At 70.2% G+C, this 19225-nt stretch carries 19 protein-coding genes; 10 read left to right on the top strand and 9 right to left on the bottom strand.

What is annotated here, in order from left to right; all coding sequences use genetic code 11:
- Positions 1 to 5: 5 nt before the first annotated feature.
- The 3 genes from OG878_RS14795 (at position 6) to OG878_RS14785 (ending at position 3124) form a co-directional block, all read left to right on the top strand.
- Complete coding sequence (locus OG878_RS14795) at positions 6 to 1763, top strand: S1C family serine protease (protein WP_328887232.1); 1758 nt, start codon at positions 6 to 8, stop codon at positions 1761 to 1763.
- 106 nt (positions 1764 to 1869) lie between these two features.
- Positions 1870 to 2346 carry a sec-independent translocase gene (locus OG878_RS14790; RefSeq protein ID WP_328887231.1) on the top strand — a complete coding sequence of 159 codons (477 nt, stop codon included), beginning with the start codon at positions 1870 to 1872 and terminating at the stop codon, positions 2344 to 2346.
- A 118-nt stretch (positions 2347 to 2464) separates the two neighbouring features.
- Entirely contained in the window at positions 2465 to 3124 is a 660-nt protein-coding gene (locus OG878_RS14785) for a hypothetical protein (protein WP_328887230.1), read from the top strand.
- Between the two features lie 121 nt (positions 3125 to 3245).
- Here the strand turns inward: OG878_RS14785 and OG878_RS14780 are convergent, their stop codons facing one another.
- The 3 genes from OG878_RS14780 to OG878_RS14770 form a co-directional block, all read right to left on the bottom strand.
- Positions 3246 to 4379, bottom strand: a complete 1134-nt coding sequence (locus OG878_RS14780) for an Mrp/NBP35 family ATP-binding protein (RefSeq protein ID WP_277328217.1) — start codon at positions 4377 to 4379, stop codon at positions 3246 to 3248.
- A gap of 43 nt (positions 4380 to 4422) precedes the next feature.
- Positions 4423 to 4929, bottom strand: coding sequence for a DUF1003 domain-containing protein (locus OG878_RS14775; RefSeq protein WP_328887229.1), 507 nt, complete (start codon positions 4927 to 4929; stop codon positions 4423 to 4425).
- Positions 4930 to 5050: 121 nt separating this feature from the next.
- Complete coding sequence (locus OG878_RS14770) at positions 5051 to 6325, bottom strand: magnesium transporter MgtE N-terminal domain-containing protein (protein WP_328887228.1); 1275 nt, start codon at positions 6323 to 6325, stop codon at positions 5051 to 5053.
- Positions 6326 to 6527: 202 nt separating this feature from the next.
- Here OG878_RS14770 and OG878_RS14765 point away from each other — a divergent pair, with 202 nt between their 5' ends.
- Positions 6528 to 7289, top strand: coding sequence for a hypothetical protein (locus tag OG878_RS14765; RefSeq protein ID WP_328887227.1), 762 nt, complete (start codon positions 6528 to 6530; stop codon positions 7287 to 7289).
- A 15-nt stretch (positions 7290 to 7304) separates the two neighbouring features.
- On the opposite strand, the gene OG878_RS14760 is transcribed toward OG878_RS14765, so the two are convergent.
- Positions 7305 to 7829 carry a hypothetical protein gene (locus OG878_RS14760; RefSeq protein WP_328887226.1) on the bottom strand — a complete coding sequence of 175 codons (525 nt, stop codon included), beginning with the start codon at positions 7827 to 7829 and terminating at the stop codon, positions 7305 to 7307.
- A gap of 36 nt (positions 7830 to 7865) precedes the next feature.
- The gene (locus OG878_RS14755; RefSeq protein ID WP_328887225.1) at positions 7866 to 8981 is read right to left on the bottom strand and encodes a magnesium and cobalt transport protein CorA; all 1116 of its coding nucleotides are present in this window, start codon (positions 8979 to 8981) and stop codon (positions 7866 to 7868) included.
- Between the two features lie 410 nt (positions 8982 to 9391).
- On the opposite strand from OG878_RS14755, the gene OG878_RS14750 reads away from it, so the two are divergent.
- Positions 9392 to 9976: a suppressor of fused domain protein gene (locus tag OG878_RS14750; protein WP_328887224.1), complete on the top strand. Its 585-nt coding sequence runs from the start codon at positions 9392 to 9394 to the stop codon at positions 9974 to 9976.
- 88 nt (positions 9977 to 10064) lie between these two features.
- Here the strand turns inward: OG878_RS14750 and OG878_RS14745 are convergent, their stop codons facing one another.
- On the bottom strand, positions 10065 to 11297 hold the full coding sequence (locus OG878_RS14745; protein ID WP_328887223.1) for an MFS transporter: 1233 nt from the start codon (positions 11295 to 11297) through the stop codon (positions 10065 to 10067).
- Positions 11298 to 11454: 157 nt separating this feature from the next.
- Between OG878_RS14745 and OG878_RS14740 the strand changes: the two genes are divergently transcribed.
- The 3 genes from OG878_RS14740 to OG878_RS14730 all read left to right on the top strand — a co-directional run bounded on the left by OG878_RS14740 (position 11455) and on the right by OG878_RS14730 (position 13792).
- Entirely contained in the window at positions 11455 to 12099 is a 645-nt protein-coding gene (locus tag OG878_RS14740; protein ID WP_328887222.1) for a DUF6758 family protein, read from the top strand.
- Positions 12100 to 12189: 90 nt separating this feature from the next.
- The gene (locus OG878_RS14735; protein ID WP_328887221.1) at positions 12190 to 13056 is read left to right on the top strand and encodes a PHP domain-containing protein; all 867 of its coding nucleotides are present in this window, start codon (positions 12190 to 12192) and stop codon (positions 13054 to 13056) included.
- Positions 13057 to 13186: 130 nt separating this feature from the next.
- Positions 13187 to 13792 (top strand): MarC family protein, encoded by a 606-nt coding sequence (locus OG878_RS14730; protein ID WP_277328227.1) that lies wholly within the window; start codon positions 13187 to 13189, stop codon positions 13790 to 13792.
- Between the two features lie 77 nt (positions 13793 to 13869).
- On the opposite strand, the gene OG878_RS14725 is transcribed toward OG878_RS14730, so the two are convergent.
- Positions 13870 to 14022, bottom strand: a complete 153-nt coding sequence (locus tag OG878_RS14725; protein WP_006127395.1) for a hypothetical protein — start codon at positions 14020 to 14022, stop codon at positions 13870 to 13872.
- A gap of 208 nt (positions 14023 to 14230) precedes the next feature.
- Here OG878_RS14725 and OG878_RS14720 point away from each other — a divergent pair, with 208 nt between their 5' ends.
- Positions 14231 to 15127 (top strand): NYN domain-containing protein, encoded by an 897-nt coding sequence (locus OG878_RS14720; protein ID WP_328887220.1) that lies wholly within the window; start codon positions 14231 to 14233, stop codon positions 15125 to 15127.
- 1 nt (position 15128) lies between these two features.
- Here the strand turns inward: OG878_RS14720 and OG878_RS14715 are convergent, their stop codons facing one another.
- Complete coding sequence (locus tag OG878_RS14715; protein ID WP_328887219.1) at positions 15129 to 15968, bottom strand: alpha/beta fold hydrolase; 840 nt, start codon at positions 15966 to 15968, stop codon at positions 15129 to 15131.
- A 151-nt stretch (positions 15969 to 16119) separates the two neighbouring features.
- Positions 16120 to 17961 carry a DEAD/DEAH box helicase gene (locus OG878_RS14710; protein ID WP_328887218.1) on the bottom strand — a complete coding sequence of 614 codons (1842 nt, stop codon included), beginning with the start codon at positions 17959 to 17961 and terminating at the stop codon, positions 16120 to 16122.
- A 475-nt stretch (positions 17962 to 18436) separates the two neighbouring features.
- Between OG878_RS14710 and OG878_RS14705 the strand changes: the two genes are divergently transcribed.
- A complete protein-coding gene (locus tag OG878_RS14705) occupies positions 18437 to 19171 on the top strand; it encodes a ferritin-like fold-containing protein (protein WP_277328231.1) in 735 nt (244 codons plus the stop codon).
- Positions 19172 to 19225: the final 54 nt, after the last annotated feature.

Here is a 19225-nt window from a genome sequence, read left to right as displayed (position 1 = left end):
AGAACATGGACGACGGGAAGCCCACCGGGCCGAAGGCGAAGTGGTGGAGCCGCCCCACGCCGGGGCGCACCACGACCACCTCGGCTCCGGAGGATGCAGCAGCCACGGCGGATGCAGCGGTCGAGGACGCGCGGGCCGCGGACACCTCAGTCCCACCCGTGCCGGGGCCGCCTGCACAGGCGGCCCCGCCCGCATCGCCGGCTCCCGTCGTGCCCGCACAGCCTGTGGCGCCCGAACCCGTAGCTCCGGAGGCGGCGGCGCACGCACCCGCGGTTCCCGTCGCCCCGGCCTCCGCGCCCGCCCCGGCGGTCCAGGCGCCCGCCCCCGGAATGAAGCCGCTCCACGAGCCCGACGAGTACAGCACCCCGCCCTACGGCGGCCCCGGGCCCTGGGCGCCCGCACCGCCCGTGCAGCGCCCGGTCCCGACACCCGCCCACGGCACCCCCGTCCCCCCGCCCTACGCGGGCACCAACGGCGCCGCCATGCCCCCTGTGCCCGCGCCCGGGCCCGCCCCGGTGCCCGGCCCCGCTCCGGCCTTCACGCCCCCGCCGCAGCCGCCCCAGGCCACGCAGTGGCTGCAGTACGACCCCTGGGGCGCCCCCCGGCAGCCGTTGACCCACCCCGGTACGCCGACCGGACCCGACGGCGGACGCAGGAAGAGCAGGCGTGGCTCCCTGCTCGTCGGCGCTCTGCTGCTGGCCCTGGTGGCGGGCGGCATAGGCGGCGCCATCGGGGCCTACATCGAGCGCAACGGCGGTCTGACCACGGTCGAACTTCCGCAGGCCGCGAAGAACGGTGGCGGCCGCGCCCCCGACAGCGTCGCGGGCATCGCCGCCAGCGCCCTGCCCAGCGTGGTCACCCTCCACGTCAGCGGCACCACCGAATCGGGCACCGGCACCGGCTTCGTCCTCGACAACGAGGGCCACATCCTCACCAACAACCACGTCGTCGCCCCGGCCGGCGCCTCCGGCGACATCACGGTGACGTTCAGCGGCGGCGAGACCGCGCGTGCCGAGGTCGTCGGCAAGGACAGCGGCTACGACCTCGCCGTGGTCAAGGTCAGCGGCGTCTCCGGGCTCAAGCCGCTGCCGCTCGGCAACTCCGACAATGTGCAGGTCGGCGACCCGGTTGTGGCCATCGGCGCCCCCTTCGACCTGTCGAACACCGTCACCTCCGGCATCATCAGCGCCAAGGACCGGCCGATCACCGCGGGCGGCGAGAAGGGCGACGGCAGCGACGTCAGCTATGTCGATGCTCTGCAGACCGACGCCCCCATCAACCCGGGCAACTCCGGCGGCCCGCTCGTCGACACCGACGCTCATGTCATCGGCATCAACAGCGCCATCCGTGCCGCCGACAGCGGCACGACCGAGGGCGGCCAGGCAGGTTCCATCGGCCTCGGCTTCGCCATCCCGATCAACCAGGGCAAGCGGGTCGCCGAAGAGCTGATCAACACCGGAAAGGCCACACATCCGGTGATCGGCGTCACCTTGGACATGAAGTACACCGGGGACGGCGCCAAGGTCGGCGCGAAGGGCGCCGAGGGCAAGCCCTCGGTGACACCGGGAGGTCCGGGGGCGAAGGCCGGCATCAAGCCGGGCGACATCATCACCGAGGTGGACGGCCAACGGGTGCACAGCGGCGAGGAGCTGATCGTGAAGATCCGCGCACACCGTCCGGGCGACCGTCTGGACCTCGGCTTGACCCGCGGTGGTAAAGACCTGTCCATGACTTTGACCCTCGGGTCCGCAACAGGGACGTGACAGCACCGGGACGCTACCGCCCGGACAGTTTCGCCGGGTACCGTGGTCCGGGGCCGGACCTCATCCGACCTGGTCCATGGTCTCGGAGAACACGAGGAGCAGCTAGGTGTTCAATGACATAGGCGCACTCGAGCTGGTGACGCTCGTGATCCTCGGCGTGCTCGTCTTCGGCCCGGACAAGCTGCCCAAGGTCATCCAGGACGCCTCACGCTTCATCCGCAAGATCCGCGAGTTCTCCGAGAGCGCCAAGGAAGACATCCGCACGGAGCTCGGCCCGGAGTTCAAGGACTTCGAGTTCGAGGACCTCAACCCGAAGACGTTCGTCCGCAAGCAGCTCATGGACGGCAACGACGACCTCGGGCTGAAGGAGATCCGCGAGAGCTTCGACCTCCGTAAGGAAATGGCCGAAGTCACCGACGCGGTGAACGGGCGCGAGACCACGTCCGCGGACGCCGCGGCCGGCGTGTCGGGCAGTGCGGCGATCACCGCGGCGAACGGCTCCCCGGGCGCTTCCGACCGTCTCAAGAAGCGCGAAGAGCCGTCGAAGGACGACCGTCCGCCCTTCGACGCAGACGCCACCTGACACCGGTCAATCCCGACTCGTCCGGACGGTATGGCTATTCTCCAACTGTCCGGTTGCGAGGCTGCCCGAGGGGGGCGGGCCACTCCGGACCCTAGGGATCGAGGAGGCGGCCGGGCAGATGGAGACGACGAGTCGGGCAGGCGCGGAGGATGCGCCCAGCGCAGTCACCGAGGAGGAGGTGCCGGCGGCCCGGCGAACGATCGACGGCTATCTGCAGGCGCCGTTCCCCTGGTACGGACTGGATGCGGCCTTCACCGGGCCGCGCTGGCTGATGCAGGTCGGCACGGCGGCGGACGGCACGGTGCAGCACGGATCGACCGGGCACGGCGACGAGCCTCTGGTACGGGGCGACTCGGCCGGCGACAAGCACCGGTTCGCGGTCGTGGTGACCGTGGCGAGCAGCCCCGTGCGGCACAGCGGCGACGGCACGGGGGTGCTGGAGGCGACCACGGTTTCGTCGGCCGCCTGGCTGGCGGGCTCCGGCCTGCTGGCCTACACATGGCCCCCGCAGCTGGACCACACGCTGCGCGACGACTGGCTGGACCAGCAGACGGAGACGGCGTTCGAACTCGCCGACGATCTGGGCGGGCCCGCGTGGTCGGTGCTGTCCCTGCCGGTGGACGGGGTTCCGGTGCCGTTCCACTACCGCGAGTCGGAGTACGGGTGGGTGCTGGCGGGGTCGGCGCACGGCGGGGTGCACATCGGGGCGTACGGGCGGGGGATGAGCGCTTACGGCCTGGGGTTCTCGGTGGTCGGAGACCTTGGCGCGTACGCGTAGAGCGCTTCACCGGGGCGGCCGGCTGCCGCTCCGTCCTCAATCTCCCCGATGGCCCCAAGGGCGTGGGGGAGATTGAGGACGGGCGTGTTTCCCGCCGCGGAGACCGAGGACTCGGTGTCCGTCAGAACTTGTTGCGGGGGGTGATGCCCAAGGACATGCCCGACAGACCCCGCTGGCGGCCGCCGAGCCGGTCCGCGATCGTGCGGAGCGCCTTGCCGGCCGGGGAGTCCGGGTCCGAGAGGACCACGGGCTTGCCCTCGTCGCCGCCCTCGCGCAGGCGTACGTCGATCGGGATGGAGCCGAGCACCGGCACCTCCGCGCCCACCGTCTTCGTCAGGCCCTCGGCCACCTTCTGGCCGCCACCCGTGCCGAACACGTCGACCATCTCGTCGCAGTGAGGGCACGGCATGCCCGACATGTTCTCGACGACGCCGACGATCTTCTGGTGGGTCTGTACGGCGATCGAGCCGGCCCGCTCGGCCACCTCGGCCGCGGCCTGCTGCGGGGTCGTGACGACCAGGATCTCCGCGTTCGGCACGAGCTGTGCCACGGAGATCGCGATGTCACCGGTGCCCGGCGGCAGGTCGAGAAGCAGGACGTCCAGGTCGCCCCAGTACACATCGGCGAGGAACTGCTGCAGCGCCCGGTGCAGCATCGGACCACGCCACACCACCGGGGCGTTGCCCGGGGTGAACATGCCGATGGAGATGACCTTCACGCCGTGCGCCGACGGCGGCATGATCATGTTCTCGACCTGGGTCGGCTTGCCGTCCGCGCCGAGCATCCGCGGAACGCTGTGGCCGTAGATGTCCGCGTCCACGACACCGACCTTCAGGCCGTCGGCGGCCATCGCCGCCGCCAGGTTCACCGTCACGGACGACTTGCCGACGCCGCCCTTGCCGGACGCCACCGCGTACACCCGCGTCAGCGAGCCGGGCTTGGCGAACGGCACCTCGCGCTCCGCCGTGCCGCCGCGCAGCGACGTCGCGAGCTCCTTGCGCTGTTCGTCGCTCATCACGTCGAGCGTGACGTCGACACGGGTCACGCCCTCGACCTTCGACACCGCGTCGGTCACGTTCTTGGTGATGGTCTCGCGCATCGGGCAGCCGGAGACCGTGAGATACACCGTCACAGCGACCGCACCGTCAGCGGCGATCTCCACCGACTTGACCATGCCGAGTTCGGTGATCGGTCGGTGGATCTCCGGGTCGTTCACTGTCGCCAGTGCTTCGCGCACCGCGTCTTCGGTAGCCATACGACGATGTTACGGCGCCCGCGCCCGCCTCCGGGATGGGCCGTCAGCGGTCTTCGTCACTCTCGGCCGGGAATAGGGAGAGCCGCTCGTCCATGTCCTTCACCATGTCCTGGAGTTCCGAGCGGATCCAGTCCCGCGTGGCGACCTCGCCGAGCCCCATCCGCAGGGACGCGATCTCCCGGGTGAGGTACTCCGTGTCCGCGATGGAGCGCTCGTTCTGCTTGCGGTCCTGCTCGTGGGTGACCCGGTCGCGGTCGTCCTGACGGTTCTGCGCGAGCAGGATCAGCGGGGCCGCGTACGACGCCTGGAGCGACAGCATCAGCGTCAGGAAGATGAACGGGTACTCGTCGAAGCGCAGGGGCGTCGGGGCGAAGATGTTCCACAGCACCCAGACGATGATGATCAGCGTCATCCAGACGATGAACCGCCCGGTGCCCAGGAAGCGGGCGATCCGTTCGGAGAACCGGCCGAACGCCTCGGGGTCGTACTCCGGCAGCAGCTGCCGACGCGGTTCCTTCGGCTGGTCGAGCCGGCCCCTGGTGCGGGTCATCGCCGACGACCCCGTCAGCGAGGGTCCCGGCCCGGACCCGGACGCCCGGAACCCGGCACCCGATGCCCGCGACCCGGTACCCGGCACACGGGACCCGGCCCCGGAGGTACGGGAGCGGTCCTCACCCGCCATGGGCGACCCACTCCTCGCCGTGGATATCGGTCTCCCGCCAGTCCTCCGGCAGCAGATGGTCGAGCACGTCGTCGACGGTCACCGCACCGAGCAGCGCCCCGCCCTCGTCCACGACCGGCACCGAGACCAGGTTGTACGCGGCCAGATAGCTGGTCACCACCGACAGCGGGGTGTCGGGGGTCAGCGGTACGAGGTCGCTGTCGAGGATCGAGCTGACCAGGGTGAACGGCGGGTCGCGCAGCAGCCGCTGGAAGTGGACCGCGCCCAGGTACTTGCCGGTCGGCGTCTCGTCCGGCGGCCGGCACACGTACACCTGCGCGGCGAGCGCCGGGGACAGGTCCGAGCGGCGTACCCGTGCCAGTGCGTCCGCGACCGTGGCGTCCGGCCGCAGCACGATCGGCTCGGTGGTCATCAGACCGCCCGCGGTCCGCTCCTCGTACGACATCAGCCGCCGTACATCCGCCGCGTCGTCCGGCCGCATCAGCATCAGCAGCCGTTCCTTGTCCTCCTCCGGCAGCTCGGAGAGCAGGTCGGCCGCGTCGTCCGGGTCCATCGCCTCCAGGACGTCCGCGGCGCGCTCCTCCTTGAGCTTGCCGATGATCTCCACCTGGTCGTCCTCGGGCAGCTCCTCCAGGACGTCGGCGAGCCGGTCGTCGTCGAGTGCGGCGGCGACCTCGGCCCGGCGCTTCGGCGACAGATGGTGCAGGGCGTTGGCCACATCGGTGGGGCGGAGCCTCTCGAACGTGGCGACCAGCGACTCGGCGCCCTGCCCGTGCTCCTCCAGCGAGAAGCCGCTGACCGCCGACCAGTCCACCGTCAGGGTCTCGCCCTTGCGGCGCAGGGCGCCGCCCCTGCCCTTGCGTACGAAGTACTTGTCGATCTCCCAGTCGCGGCGGGCCGGCAGCTGCTGGATCGCGACATCGAGGACGGTGACCTCCTCGCCGGTCTCCACCAGCTGGACCCGCCGGTCCAGGAACTCACCGAGGATCAGGCGCTCGGTGGGGCGCTGTTCGAAGCGCCGCATGTTCACCACTCCGGTGGTGATCACCTGGCCCGAGTCGATCCCGGTCACCCGGGTCATCGGCAGGAAGATCCGGCGCCGGCTGATCACCTCGACGACGAATCCGAGCAGCCGGGGCGGCCGGCCGCCGACGCGCAGCATCGCGACCAGGTCGCGGACGCGGCCCACCTGGTCACCGTTGGGGTCGAAGACGGGCACACCGGAGAGGTGCGAGACGAAGACCCGGGGGGTGCCTGATGCCATGTGGTGCGCCTCCTTCCGCCCCGTCGAGAGGGAGCCGTCCGTATTTTCTGCTTATTAACCGTTATGTCGTGATCAGGCTAGCCCGTGCCGCTGCGGGTCGGCCCGGTGGAGCCGCCCGTACGGCTCTGCGTCGGACGGCGTACCCGGCACCGGTACGCTGCCGTCAGCCACCCCCGACACGCAGATGAGAGGCAGTGCGCCCGTGACCTCTTTTGTCCCACCCGTCGCTCCCCGCCGCCGGACCGCTGTTGCCGTCCTGCTCTGTGCGGGTCTGACCGCAGCCCTGACGGCGTGCGGCAGCGAGGATCCGGACAAGGGGACCAACGGCGTCGGCAGACTCGAGGCGACGGAGATCGAGAAGCAGGCGCAGAAGGCGGCGGACTCCGCGGACGCGGTGCGGCTGGCCGGCACGCTGGTCAGCAAGGGCGGCACGTACAAGATCGACATGCGGCTCAAGGAGGACGGCGGCACGGGCTCCGTCACGTCGAAGAGCAGCACGTTCGAGCTGTTGCGGATCGGCGACGAGGTCTATCTGAAGGCCGACTCCGGCTTCTGGAGCCACGACGAGAAGGGCGGCGAGGACAGCAAGGGTGACGCGGCCGGGGACAAGCTCGAGGACAAGTATGTGAAGGTTCCCCAGGACGACCCCACGTACAAGCAGCTGCGCGGCTTCACGGACATGAAGACCCTGCTCGACGGCATGCTCACGTTGCACGGCAAGGTCAACAAGGGCGAGCACGGCAAGGTGGGTTCCGTCCGTACCGTCCAGATCCTCGGCGGCAAGGGCGAGGGCGGTGCGCTCGACGTCTCGCTGAAGGGCACGCCGTATCCGCTGCGGTTCGCCCGCGGCGGTGGCGCAGGCATCGTCACGCTCGCCGACTGGGGCACGGACTTCGATCTGAAGGCCCCGGACAAGAGCGACACCGTCGACTACGGACGGCAGCTCCCCAGGTCCTCCTCGTAGCGCCGCCCGGCCGCGTCAGCTCTTGCGGCGGCGCTTCAGTAGCAGGCGCGGGAGCGCGTCGGGCACGGGGTGGCGCGTGGTCGCCGGGGTCGGCAGCGGCGCCGCCGCGTGCGAGACGTCCGGCAGCTCCGTACGGGAGTCGCCGGGCGTCAGCCGCAGCACCCGGCACTCGCGCGCCCACCGCTCGGTCATCTGCTCGGCGTCCGGCGCGTTCAGGCGCTTGCCCTTCAGTTCGGCGACCGCCGCCTCCCACTCCTCGGAGTGCGGCGCGAGTTCCGTCACGGCAGCCGTCCAGGCGATCAGCCGGCCGCCCTTGTCCTTGCTCCGCACGGTCACCTCGGCGGCGGACCCGTCGGTGAGACCGGCCGGGAGCGGCTGCTCGCCGGGGCCGTCCCCGACAAGATGAGCCGCGCCCTCGTGCCATACGTGCCACAGAGCCCGCGCGGGCCCGGTGCCCCGTACCCAGATGAGGCCGGACTTCTTGGTGGCCTCCTCGACGAGGGCCGGTCCGAGCAGGGAGTCAGCGGCAGCAGCAGTCATGCCCCGCACTCTATTCGAGCCGTACAAGGGCCGGGATCAGAGCCAGCCGTTGCGCTTGAGCGAGCGGTGGATGGAGAAGCAGACCACCCCGATGACACCCATCACCATCGGATAGCCGTAGGTCCACCGCAGTTCCGGCATGTGGTCGAAGTTCATGCCGTAGACGCCGCAGATCATGGTCGGTACGGCGATGATGGCCGCCCAGGACGTGATCTTGCGCATGTCCTCGTTCTGCGCGACGGTCGCCTGCGCCAGGTTGGCCTGCAGGATCGAGTTCAGCAGTTCGTCGAAGCCGATGACCTCTTCGTGCACCCGCGCCAGGTGGTCGGCGACGTCCCGGAAGTACTTCTGGATGTCCGGGTCGACCAGCCGCATCGGCCGCTCGCTGAGCAGCTGCATCGGCCGCAGCAGCGGTGAGACGGCCCGCTTGAACTCCAGCACCTCACGCTTCAGCTGGTAGATCCGGCCGGCGTCCGAACCGCGCGGGCTGCCCTTCGCGGGGGTGGAGAAGACCTCGATCTCCACCTCGTCGATGTCGTCCTGGACGGCGCTCGCCACCGCGATGTAGCCGTCGACGACATGGTCGGCGATGGAGTGCAGGACGGCCGACGGCCCTTTGGCGAGCAGTTCGGGGTCGTCCTGCAGCCGGTGCCGCAGCGCACGCAGCGAGCCGTGCCCGCCGTGCCGGACGGTGATGACGAAGTCGCGTCCGGTGAAGCACATCACCTCGCCGGTCTCGACGACCTCGCTGGTGGCGGTGAGCTCGGCGTGCTCGACGTAGTGGATGGTCTTGAAGACGGTGAAGAGCGTGTCGTCGTACCGCTCCAGCTTCGGCCGCTGGTGGGCGTGGACGGCGTCCTCGACGGCGAGCGGATGGAGGCCGAACTCACGGGCGATCCCGGCGAATTCCGCCTCGGTCGGCTCGTGGAGGCCGATCCAGGCGAAGCCGCCCTCCTCGCGCACCCGGAGCATCGCCTCGTGCGGCGTGAGGCAGTTGCCGCCCTCCTGGCGCCGTCCGTCGCGGTAGACCGCGCAGTCGACGACCGCGCTGGAGGCGGACGGGTCACGGGTGGTGTCGTAATTGCTGTGCAGGGCGTTGGTCTTGCGCAGGGAGGGACGCACGGCAGCGCGCAGGTCACGGATCATCGACATGGCTGGCTCCTTCACGGAGGGGCCGTCGTCGGGCACGTGGAACAGCCCGGAATGGGGACGTGTGCTCACATCCGCAAAGCGGGCGGCACCGCAGCAGCGCGATGACGGCGTTCGCTACAGACAGGCAAAAAAGGAGTGCTCTTCCGTCGTGCGCAATGCCCTGAGCCTTGACCGAGAAGGCTTCAGATCACCGAGGAAAAGTGTCGGGCGGAAGAGCGATCGGTACTGCACGATCGACTTCGATCCATTGCAGCCCCACCTCCTCCAGCCGGTCCCCCGTGGGGGATGACGTGTCGTCGGGACTGAGAGCGACGCTTCTGCGTGCTGTCCCGACCAGCGCCCAAGACTATCAGCCGACACCGGGCCAATCCCTTACTTTGCCCGTTCCATACGCGCTCTATGCTCGCCACATGGGAGAAATTCTTGCTCTGGTCGAGGCCCGTCTGCGGACGGCTCTCGGCGAACCGGACGCGCGCGCCGCGGTGACGTTCCTCGGTACGGACCGGATCGAGGTGCTCCGTTTCGTCGACGGCGACGTGGTGCGCTACGCCACGCTCGGCATGTCCGCGCAGCCGATGGCCGACCCGACCGCCACCCTCGCGGATCCGGTGAAGGGGCCGCGTGCCGAGCTGGTCCTCTCCGTGCGGGCCGGGCTCGCCGACACCGACAAGGTGCTCCGCGCACTGGCCGTGCTGGCGGCCTCTCCGCAGGTCGAAGGGGTGATCGTCGCGCCCGGCGCCTCACTGGACCTCGGCGGACCACTGTGGCCCGGGGCCCCGTTCAGCTCGGTGCTCGTCGCCGAGTCGGGTGGTCTGGTGGAGGACCTGGAGCTGGACGAGCCGATGGAGCCGGTGCGGTTTCTCCCGCTGCTGCCGATGACGCACAACGAGGCGGCGTGGAAGCGGGTGCGCGGAGCACAGGAACTCCAGGAGCGGTGGCTGTCGCACGGGACGGATCTGCGTGATCCGCATCGGCCGTCCGTGACCCTGGACTGAGACACACCTCACACGGGACTGCAGGGAGCCCCGCCGCGCGGCCAGGAGGGAGAGCCGCGGGCGGGGCGGAACAGGGCTGACGCGGTGGTCAGTTGGCGAAGACCGTGACGCTGTCCTCGGTGGCGTGCTTCGGCTGCAGCTCCGCCGCCTCGTGGGTCAGGGCCGTACGCCGGAGCCAGACGACGAGCGCACCGACCACGGCCGCGATCGCGGCGACCAAGAACGGGACGTGGATGTTGCTCCACTCCTCGATCTTCGGGGCGAGATACGGGGCGGCCGCCGCGGCGAACCAGCGGACGAAGTTGTAGCCCGCACTCGCCACCGGGCGCGGTGCGTCGGAGACGCCGAGCGCCAGCTCCGTGTAGACGGTGTTGTTCATGCCGATGAAGGCGCCGGAGAGGATCGTGCAGACGATGGCCGTCGTGTGGTCGCCGTAGCCGAGGGCCAGCAGATCGACGGCGAGCAGGACCAGCGAGCCGCCGAGCACCTTGAGCGAGCCGAAGCGCTTCTGCAGCATCGGTGCGACGAGCACCGAGAAGACGGCGAGCAGCAGGCCCCAGGCGAAGAAGACCGCGCCCGACCTGTACGGCGTCATGTTCAGCACGAACGGTGTGAAGGCCAGGATCGTGAAGAACGCGTAGTTGTAGAAGAACGCCGAGGTCGCGACCGAGGCGAGGCCGCCGTGGCCGAGCGCCTTGACCGGGTCGAGCAGTGAGGTCCTACGGGCCGGCTTCGGCTGTTCCTTCAGGAACGCCGTGATGCAGATGAAGCCGATCGCCATCAGGGCCGAGGTGCCGAAGAACGGGTAGCGCCAGCTGGCGTCACCGAGCAGCGCGCCGAGCAGCGGCCCGCAGGCCATGCCGAGGCCGAGCGCCGATTCGTAGAGCAGAATCGCCGCCGAGCTGCCGCCGGCCGCCGCGCCGACGATCACGGCGAGGGCCGTCGAGACGAAGAGCGCGTTGCCGAGCCCCCAGCCCGCCCGGAAGCCGACGAGTTCCGCGACGGACGACGAGGTGCCGGAGAGCCCGGCGAACACGACGACGAGCGCGAGGCCGGTCAGGAGTGTCTTGCGACCGCCGATGCGGCTGGAGACGAAGCCGGTGACGAGCATCGCGAAGGCGGTGATGAGGAAGTACGAGGTGAAGAGCAGGGACACCTGGCTGGGCGTGGCGTCGAGACCCTTGGCGATGGACGGCAGGATCGGGTCGACCAGCCCGATCCCCATGAAGGCGACGACCGAGGCGCCGGCCGTGGCCCAGACGGCCTTGGGCTGGCGCAGGATGCTGCCCGTTCCCTGATCGATCGGATCCTGTGCCGACATGGGGGTTCTCGCTCTCCAGTAGATCGATGCGTCCTACACAGAATAAGTTAGAGAACCTAATTGATGCAACATGCATCTAATTTCCCTGACGGGAGGCACGCTGCGGACGGGTGATCGTCCTTGACGTGGCGACGACCAGGGAGGACCGTTGGTCGCTATGAGGGGCGAACCCAGTTGCCCGAAGTGCGGTGGCCGGGTCAGGGCGCCCGGTCTTTTCGCCGACACCTGGCAGTGCGCCGTGCACGGCGCCGTGTATCCGTTGCAGCCGGTGATCCCACCGAGCGTCGAGTCGCTCGGCGTGGTGGTGCACCGAGCCCAGGTGCCGGTGTGGATGCCGTGGCCGCTGCCGGTCGGCTGGCTGTTCACCGGCGTGGCGTATGCGGGCGACGACCGCAGTGGCGGCCGCGCCACCGCCGTCGCCTGCTCGGGACCGGGTCCACTCGGCGGGATGGGCGAGATGCTGCTCGTCGCCGAGGAGCTCGGCGTCGGGCTCGGTGCGCGGTACGCCGGGATCGACGGTCCCGACCCCGGTCCGTACCTCCACGTCGACGGCCCGCCCGACGCCAAGGTGCTCGCCGGCGGACGGCCCACCCCGCTCTGGCAGGTCAAGGGAGCCCCCGACGACCGGGCGGTCTTCGCGGGCGAGGCGCGCGGCCTGTGGCTGTGGGCGGTCGTCTGGCCCGAGCACTCTGCGCTGCTGATGTACGACGAGCTGATACTGGCCGATCTGCGCGAGGCCGGGGGCGAGCTCGACCTGGTGCCGGTCGGGGCGCTCACCCCTCGGCTGCTCGACCCGCCCTGAGGGCGGGGACGCGGCCGACCGGGCAGTGTTCGAATCCCGGTTATCCTTGGGCGTCCCCCCTGTCCTGCTGCGAGCCCTGGAGTACGCGTCGTGCGCATCGACCTGCACACCCACTCCACCGCCTCGGACGGCATGGACACCCCCGCCGAACTGGTGCGGAACGCCGCAGCGGCGGGCCTCGACGTCGTCGCCCTCACCGACCACGACACCGTCCGCGGCCACGCCGAGGCGATTGCGGCCCTCCCCGAGGGCCTCACCCTCGCCACCGGCGCCGAACTCTCCTGCCAGATCGACGGTGTGAGCCTGCACATGCTCGCGTACCTCTTCGACCCCGACGAGCCCGAGCTGGCGCGCGAACGCGAGCTGGTCCGGGACGACCGGGTGCCGCGTGCGCAGACGATGGTGGGCAAGCTCCAGGCGCTCGGCGTTCCCGTCGAGTGGGAGCAGGTCGCCCGGATCGCCGGCGACGGATCGGTCGGCAGACCGCACATCGCCACCGCGCTCGTCGAGCTCGGTGTCGTCGAGACCGTCTCCGACGCCTTCACGCCCGAGTGGCTGGCCAACGGCGGACGTGCGTACGCCGAGAAGCACGAACTCGACCCCTTCGACGCGATCCGGCTGGTCAAGGCCGCCGGTGGCGTCACCGTCTTCGCCCACCCGCTCGCCGTCAAGCGCGGTGAGGTGGTGCCCGAGGCGTCGATCGCCCGGCTCGCCGCGGCGGGCCTCGACGGCATCGAGGTCGACCACATGGACCACGACGAGCCGACCCGGGCCCGGCTGCGCGGGCTGGCCGGCGAACTGGGGCTGCTGGCCACCGGTTCCAGCGACTACCACGGCAGCCGGAAGACCGTACGGCTCGGTGAGTACACCACCGACCCGGAGATCTACGGCGAGATCACCCGGCGCGCCACGGGAGCCTTCCCGGTGCCGGGCGCCGGCGGACCCCGCCCTGTGTAACGCCGTTCCTGCGCGCATCGCACAGACCGTCGCGTCGCGCGCACTCCGATCTCTTCGCGTGCCCGGCCGGACCCGGCTGTCGGCAGCGCGTGTCCTGTTCTGATTCGCTCTCTTCTCGCAAGGCCTCACTGTGTTCGACGTTGCTGTCTTCGGATCCCTTTTTCTCACGCTTTTTGTGATTATGGATCCGCCCGGAATCACTCCGATCTTCCTCGCCCTCACCGCCGGCCGACCCGCCAAGGTCCAGCGGAGGATGGCGTTCCAGGCGGTCGCCGTCGCCTTCGGTGTGATCGCCGTCTTCGGCGTGCTCGGCCAGCAGATCCTCGACTATCTGCATGTCTCGGTCCCCGCCCTGATGATCGCGGGCGGGCTGCTCCTGCTGCTGATCGCCCTCGATCTGCTCACCGGCAAGACCGACGAGCCGACACAGACGAAGGACGTCAACGTGGCGCTCGTGCCCCTGGGCATGCCGCTGCTCGCCGGACCCGGCGCGATCGTCTCGGTCATTCTGGCGGTGCAGCACGCCGACAGCTTCGCCATGCAGCTCTCCGTCTGGACGGCGATCCTCGCCATGCACGTCGTCCTCTGGCTGGCCATGCGCTACTCGCTGCTGATCATCCGCGTGATCAAGGACGGCGGTGTGGTGCTGGTGACGCGGCTCGCGGGAATGATGCTCTCCGCCATCGCCGTACAGCAGATCATCAACGGCATCACGCAGATCGTGCAGAACTCCTGACGGCGTCCCCGGACGCCACAGCGCCCCCGTACGGACCGTCCGTACGGGGGCGCTTCGTCTTTGTGCGTCGTCAGGCGTTACGAAGCCGAGCTGTCGGCCGGGCGGATGTAGATGCGCTGGCCTGTTGCGGCGGCCTGCTGCACGATCCGGTTGACGGAGGCGGCGTCCACGACGGTGCTGTCCACGGCGGTACCGTCGACATCGTCGAGTCGCATGATCTCGAAGCGCATAGGGCTTCCCTTCGTCTGATCCTCCTGCTGGAGAACTACTGGGAGGACGGATGATCCGTCCGCAAGGATGTGGAGTGCCGGTCATCGGTGTCCCGCGCTCCACAGGGTTCAACGGCTTGCTTCCTGCAAACATTCCCTACGCTAAGGAAATTTTTTGGATGTCTAAGTACCAGCAGGTGACAGGCCGGGCACGGACGATGAGGCCGGCATGAACGAGGCAGCGGCCGCAGAGATCGGCGAGCGCCTGAACCGCACCAACGAGCTGCTCCAGCGCGTGCTCGCCGAGGTGTCGAAGACCCCCTCGACCCACGCCATCTTCGTGGACGCGGGCTATGTGTACGCGGCAGCCGGGCTGCTCGTCACCGGCACCGAGGACCGGCGCTCCTTCGACCTCGACGCGGAAGGGCTGATCGAGGCATTCATCGACAAGGCCCGCACGATCTTCGCGGACAGCAGACTCCTGCGCGTGTACTGGTACGACGGGGCCAGGCGCCGGATCCACACCGTCGAGCAGCAGTCCATCGCCGAACTGCCCGACGTCAAGGTCAGACTCGGCAACCTCAACGCCAACAACCAGCAGAAGGGGGTCGACTCACTCATCCGCACCGACCTCGAATCGCTCGCCCGGCACCGCGCGATCAGCGACGCGGCGCTCGTCGGCGGCGACGAGGACCTGGTGTCGGCGGTCGAGGCGGCGCAGGGCTACGGGGCCCGGGTGCACCTGTGGGGCATCGAGGCCGGAGAAGGGCGCAACCAGGCCGAGCCGCTGCTCTGGGAGGTCGACAGCCAGCGCACCTTCGACCTCGACTTCTGCCGCCCCTACGTCACCAGACGCCCCGTCACCACCTACGAGGACGACACCCCGGCCCCCTCGCGCGACGACGTCCGCTTCGTCGGTGCGCAGATCGCCGCGACCTGGCTCTCCGCGCGCGGCCGGGACGCCCTCGCCGACCTGCTGCCCGGCCACCCGTACCTGCCGGGTTCCGTCGACCAGGACCTGCTGGTCGAGGCGGAACGACTGCTCCAGCACTCGCTGCGCGGTCACGCCCACCTCCGGCGGGCGCTGCGCGACGGATTCTGGCAGCACCTGCAGGCGCAGTACTGAGCTACACCCCGTCCCAGAAGGAGACGAGCGCGGCAGCGGTCTGTTCCGGGCGGTCGGTGTTGGGGGAGTGCTCGGCGCCCGCGATCCGGGTGCGGCGCGCGCCGAGGCGCTCGGCCATCGTGTCGAGCAGCTCCACCGGCCAGGTGTCGTCGCGCTCGCCGGACAGCACATGGACGGGCAGCGGTACGGCGGCGAGTTCGGCCACCCGGTCCGGCTCGGTCACCAGCTGCCGGCCGGTGGCGATCAGCTGGGCGGCCCGGTGCCGCAGCCAGCGCCGGCGCAGACCCTCGCCGTCCGCCGCGGCCGCGTCCTCCGGCGGGTCGAGGGCGCGCATCGCCGCCCATACCTCGGCCATGCTCAGTGTCGCGAGCGCGTCGCCGAGCATCTTCACCTTGAGCTGCTGGGCCTCGACGACCTGGGCGGGGCCGGAGGACATCAGCGTCAGCGACCGGAACGGCGAGGCGTCGAGCAGCACGGCTGCGCGGGCGATCTGCCCGCCGAGCGAATGCCCGAGCAGATGCACGGGGCCGTCGAGCTCCGCGGCCTGCGCGAGCACGTCGAGTGCCAACTCTCCCTGTCCGTAGGTATCCTGACGGTCTGTTCCCTCTGTCTCGTACTGCCCTCGCCCATCGACGGCGACGACGCGGTATCCGGCGTGGGAGAGCGGTTCGAGGAGCGCGATGAAGTCCTCCTTGCTGCCCATGTAACCGGGCAGCAGGAGAGCGGTGCCGCGCGGTTCGGTGGGCGGCAGGACGTCCAGCACGGCGAAGTCCCCGCGCACGGTACGGAGCGGGTGGGTGCGGGTGCCGGAGGGCGGGATGAAGGTGTGCGGCCGACTCATGGAACGAGGCTAAGTCCTCACACGCCGGACGGGCCGAATCAGGTGCCCACAAACGCCGGACGGGCCTGAGGTCGCCCTCAAGCCCGTCCGGCACATCAAGCCCCTCCGGCAAGGAAGGAGCGGTGTCCGGGGCAGAGCCCCGGAACGGCGATCAGCCCTCGGTCTGCGTGGCCGCACGCGACGCGCGCCGACGCCGCGGCTTCGCCTCGCCCTCCGCGACCGGAGCCTCGACCACCGTCTCCGCCTTCGGCTTCGCAGCGGCCCGTGTCCGCCGACGCGGCTTCTCCTGCACCGGCTCGGCGATCGGCGCGATCTGGAAGTCGACCTCGTCCGCCGCCGGCTTGGCGACGATCCGGGCGCGGCGACGCGGCTTGGTCACCGTCTTCGTCTCCTGCACCGGCTCGGCGACGGGGGCGATCTGGAAGTCGACCTCGTCCGCCGGCTTGGCGGCGACCCGGGGACGGCGGCGGCGCGGCTTGGCCTCGGCCACCGGCTCCTCGACCGTCACCTCGGCCCTGGCCGGGGCCTCCGCCACGGCCACCGCGGCCTCGGCGACAGCGATCTCAGGGGCACCGACACGGGTACGGCGACGGCGGCGCGGGGTACGCGGCTCCACCGGCGCGTCAGCGGCCGGCGGGGCCTGCACGGCCTCTGCGGCGGGCGCCGGCAGCGCGGTGGCGGCGCCGTCCGCGACCGTGGACCCGCCCCGGGTACGACGGCGCTGACGCGGCGTACGCGGCGCCCGCTCCTCACGTACCGCAGGCGTCGACGACGGGCCGGACGACTTGCGGCCGCGGCCGCCCGTCTCGCCCAGGTCCTCGATCTCCTCGGCCCGCAGCCCCGCGCGGGTCCGCTCCGTGCGCGGCAGCACACCCTTGGTGCCGGCCGGGATGTCGAGCTCCTCGAACAGGTGCGGCGACGTGGAGTAGGTCTCGACCGGGTCGGGGAACTTCAGGTCGAGCGCCTTGTTGATCAGCTGCCAGCGCGGGATGTCGTCCCAGTCGACCAGCGTGATCGCGATGCCCTTGGCGCCTGCACGACCGGTTCGGCCGATGCGGTGGAGGTAGGTCTTCTCGTCCTCCGGCGACTGGTAGTTGATGACGTGCGTGACGCCCTCGACGTCGATACCGCGGGCCGCGACGTCGGTGCAGACGAGCACGTCCACCTTGCCGTTGCGGAACGCGCGCAGCGCCTGCTCACGGGCGCCCTGGCCGAGGTCGCCATGGACCGCGCCGGAGGCGAAACCGCGCTTCTCCAGCTGCTCGGCGATGTCGGCGGCCGTCCGCTTCGTACGGCAGAAGATCATCGCGAGTCCGCGGCCATTGGCCTGCAGGATGCGCGAGACCATCTCGGGCTTGTCCATCGAGTGGGCCCGGAAGACATGCTGCGAGATGTTCGCGACGGTCGCGCCCTCGTCGTCGGGCGACGTGGCGCGGATGTGCGTCGGCTGCGACATGTAGCGCCGCGCGAGGCCGATGACCGCACCCGGCATGGTCGCCGAGAACAGCATCGTCTGGCGGGTCGGCGGAAGCATGGTGATGATCTTCTCGACGTCGGGCAGGAAGCCCAGGTCGAGCATCTCGTCGGCTTCGTCGAGAACCAGGGCGCGCACGTGCGACAGGTCGAGCTTGCGCTGCCCGGCCAGGTCGAGCAGACGGCCCGGGGTGCCGACGATCACGTCGACGCCCTTCTTGAGGGCCTCGACCTGCGGTTCGTACGCACGGCCGCCGTAGATCGCGAGAACGCGGACGTTGCGCACCTTGCCGGCGGTCAGCAGGTCGTTGGTCACCTGCTGACAGAGCTCACGGGTGGGGACGACGACCAGCGCCTGCGGCGCCTCGGTCAGCTGCTCGGGCTTCGCCCGGCCCGCCTCGACGTCCGCGGGGACGGTGACGCGCTCCAGCAGCGGAAGACCGAAACCGAGCGTCTTGCCGGTACCGGTCTTGGCCTGTCCGATCACGTCGGAGCCGGAGAGTGCGACGGGGAGCGTCATCTCCTGGATGGGAAAGGGGGACACAATGCCGACGGCCTCAAGGGCCTCGGCCGTCTCGGGAAGGATCCCGAGGTCTCGGAACGTAGTCAGGGTGCTGCCTCTTCTGTGAGACGCGGTCCGAGGCGAACGCTGGGGGTCGTACCGTGCCGGGGTTGGTCATCCGGCCGTGGATGGGCCGGGTGGCGCGGGACCACTGCCGTCGCTCGAGCGCTCGTGCCGCTGAGGGGGCCCCTCATCTGCGGTCGTACGTGTCGTACGACCCACGTGGAGGGCTGTCGGGTCGGAGCCGATCGGGCCACCGACCGGGCATCCTCATTCAATTTCGCGCCACCGGTACATCCAAAATACTCAGTAGCCGCAATACCACTGTACCCCGGATTCGCGCATGTGTGTTGGGCGAATTCATTGGAACGGTGTGATGTCACCGGCTGACCAGGCCCGTCCATCCCTCGACGGGCGGGCTATTCTGCGGTTCATGGAGACGCCTGACAACGCCACTGAAGCACCCGCACCCACCGGAATCGCCGCCCAGGACTGGGCCACCGCATCCGCGGAGCCGCAGTACCGCGCTGCGGTCGTGGACCTGCTGGGTGCGCTCGCGTACGGAGAGCTTGCGGCCTTCGAGCGGCTCGCCGAGGACGCCAAACTCGCGCCGACGCTGGCCGACAAGGCGGAGCTGGCAAAGATGGCGTCCGCCGAATTCCATCACTTCGAGCAGCTCACGGACCGGCTGACCGCGATCGACACGGAGCCGACCGCGGCGATGGAACCTTTCGCCAAGGCGCTCGACGACTTCCACCGCCAGACCGCTCCGTCGGACTGGCTGGAGGGCCTGGTCAAGGCGTACGTCGGCGACTCGATCGCCAGTGACTTCTACCGTGAGGTCGCCGCCCGCCTCGACTCGGACACCCGATCGCTCGTTCTCGCCGTGCTCGACGACACCGGCCACGGAAACTTCGCCGTGGAGAAGGTGCGTGCCGCGATCGAGGCCGACCCGCGCGTCGGCGGCCGGCTCGCGCTGTGGGCCCGCCGGCTGATGGGAGAGGCGCTCTCGCAGGCCCAGCGGGTCGTTGCCGACCGCGACGCGCTGTCGACGATGCTCGTCGGCGGGGTGGCCGACGGGTTCGACCTGGCCGAGGTCGGCCGGATGTTCTCGCGGATCACCGAGGCGCACACCAAGCGGATGGCCGCGCTCGGACTTGCTGCCTGAGCCCCCTGGGACCGCGGCCGACCTCGTACGGGAGTGCAGAAGGGACCTCGTACG

It is taken from the genome of Streptomyces sp. NBC_00316 (assembly GCF_036158715.1).
In the GTDB taxonomy this organism is placed as follows: Bacteria; Actinomycetota; Actinomycetes; order Streptomycetales; family Streptomycetaceae; genus Streptomyces.
This window is presented reverse-complemented; position numbering and strand designations above follow the sequence as displayed.

Coding starts and splice junctions, on each gene's coding strand:
- OG878_RS14745 (WP_328887223.1), bottom strand. CDS start 11,297: ATGTCGGCACAGGATCCGATCGATCAGGGAACGGGCAGCATCCTGCGC.
- OG878_RS14795 (WP_328887232.1), top strand. CDS start 6: ATGGACGACGGGAAGCCCACCGGGCCGAAGGCGAAGTGGTGGAGCCGC.
- OG878_RS14770 (WP_328887228.1), bottom strand. CDS start 6,325: ATGGCATCAGGCACCCCCCGGGTCTTCGTCTCGCACCTCTCCGGTGTG.
- OG878_RS14720 (WP_328887220.1), top strand. CDS start 14,231: ATGAACGAGGCAGCGGCCGCAGAGATCGGCGAGCGCCTGAACCGCACC.
- OG878_RS14785 (WP_328887230.1), top strand. CDS start 2,465: ATGGAGACGACGAGTCGGGCAGGCGCGGAGGATGCGCCCAGCGCAGTC.
- OG878_RS14725 (WP_006127395.1), bottom strand. CDS start 14,022: ATGCGCTTCGAGATCATGCGACTCGACGATGTCGACGGTACCGCCGTG.
- OG878_RS14710 (WP_328887218.1), bottom strand. CDS start 17,961: ATGACGCTCCCCGTCGCACTCTCCGGCTCCGACGTGATCGGACAGGCC.
- OG878_RS14755 (WP_328887225.1), bottom strand. CDS start 8,981: ATGTCGATGATCCGTGACCTGCGCGCTGCCGTGCGTCCCTCCCTGCGC.
- OG878_RS14780 (WP_277328217.1), bottom strand. CDS start 4,379: ATGGCTACCGAAGACGCGGTGCGCGAAGCACTGGCGACAGTGAACGAC.
- OG878_RS14750 (WP_328887224.1), top strand. CDS start 9,392: ATGGGAGAAATTCTTGCTCTGGTCGAGGCCCGTCTGCGGACGGCTCTC.
- OG878_RS14760 (WP_328887226.1), bottom strand. CDS start 7,829: ATGACTGCTGCTGCCGCTGACTCCCTGCTCGGACCGGCCCTCGTCGAG.
- OG878_RS14705 (WP_277328231.1), top strand. CDS start 18,437: ATGGAGACGCCTGACAACGCCACTGAAGCACCCGCACCCACCGGAATC.
- OG878_RS14715 (WP_328887219.1), bottom strand. CDS start 15,968: ATGAGTCGGCCGCACACCTTCATCCCGCCCTCCGGCACCCGCACCCAC.
- OG878_RS14775 (WP_328887229.1), bottom strand. CDS start 4,929: ATGACCCGCACCAGGGGCCGGCTCGACCAGCCGAAGGAACCGCGTCGG.
- OG878_RS14740 (WP_328887222.1), top strand. CDS start 11,455: ATGAGGGGCGAACCCAGTTGCCCGAAGTGCGGTGGCCGGGTCAGGGCG.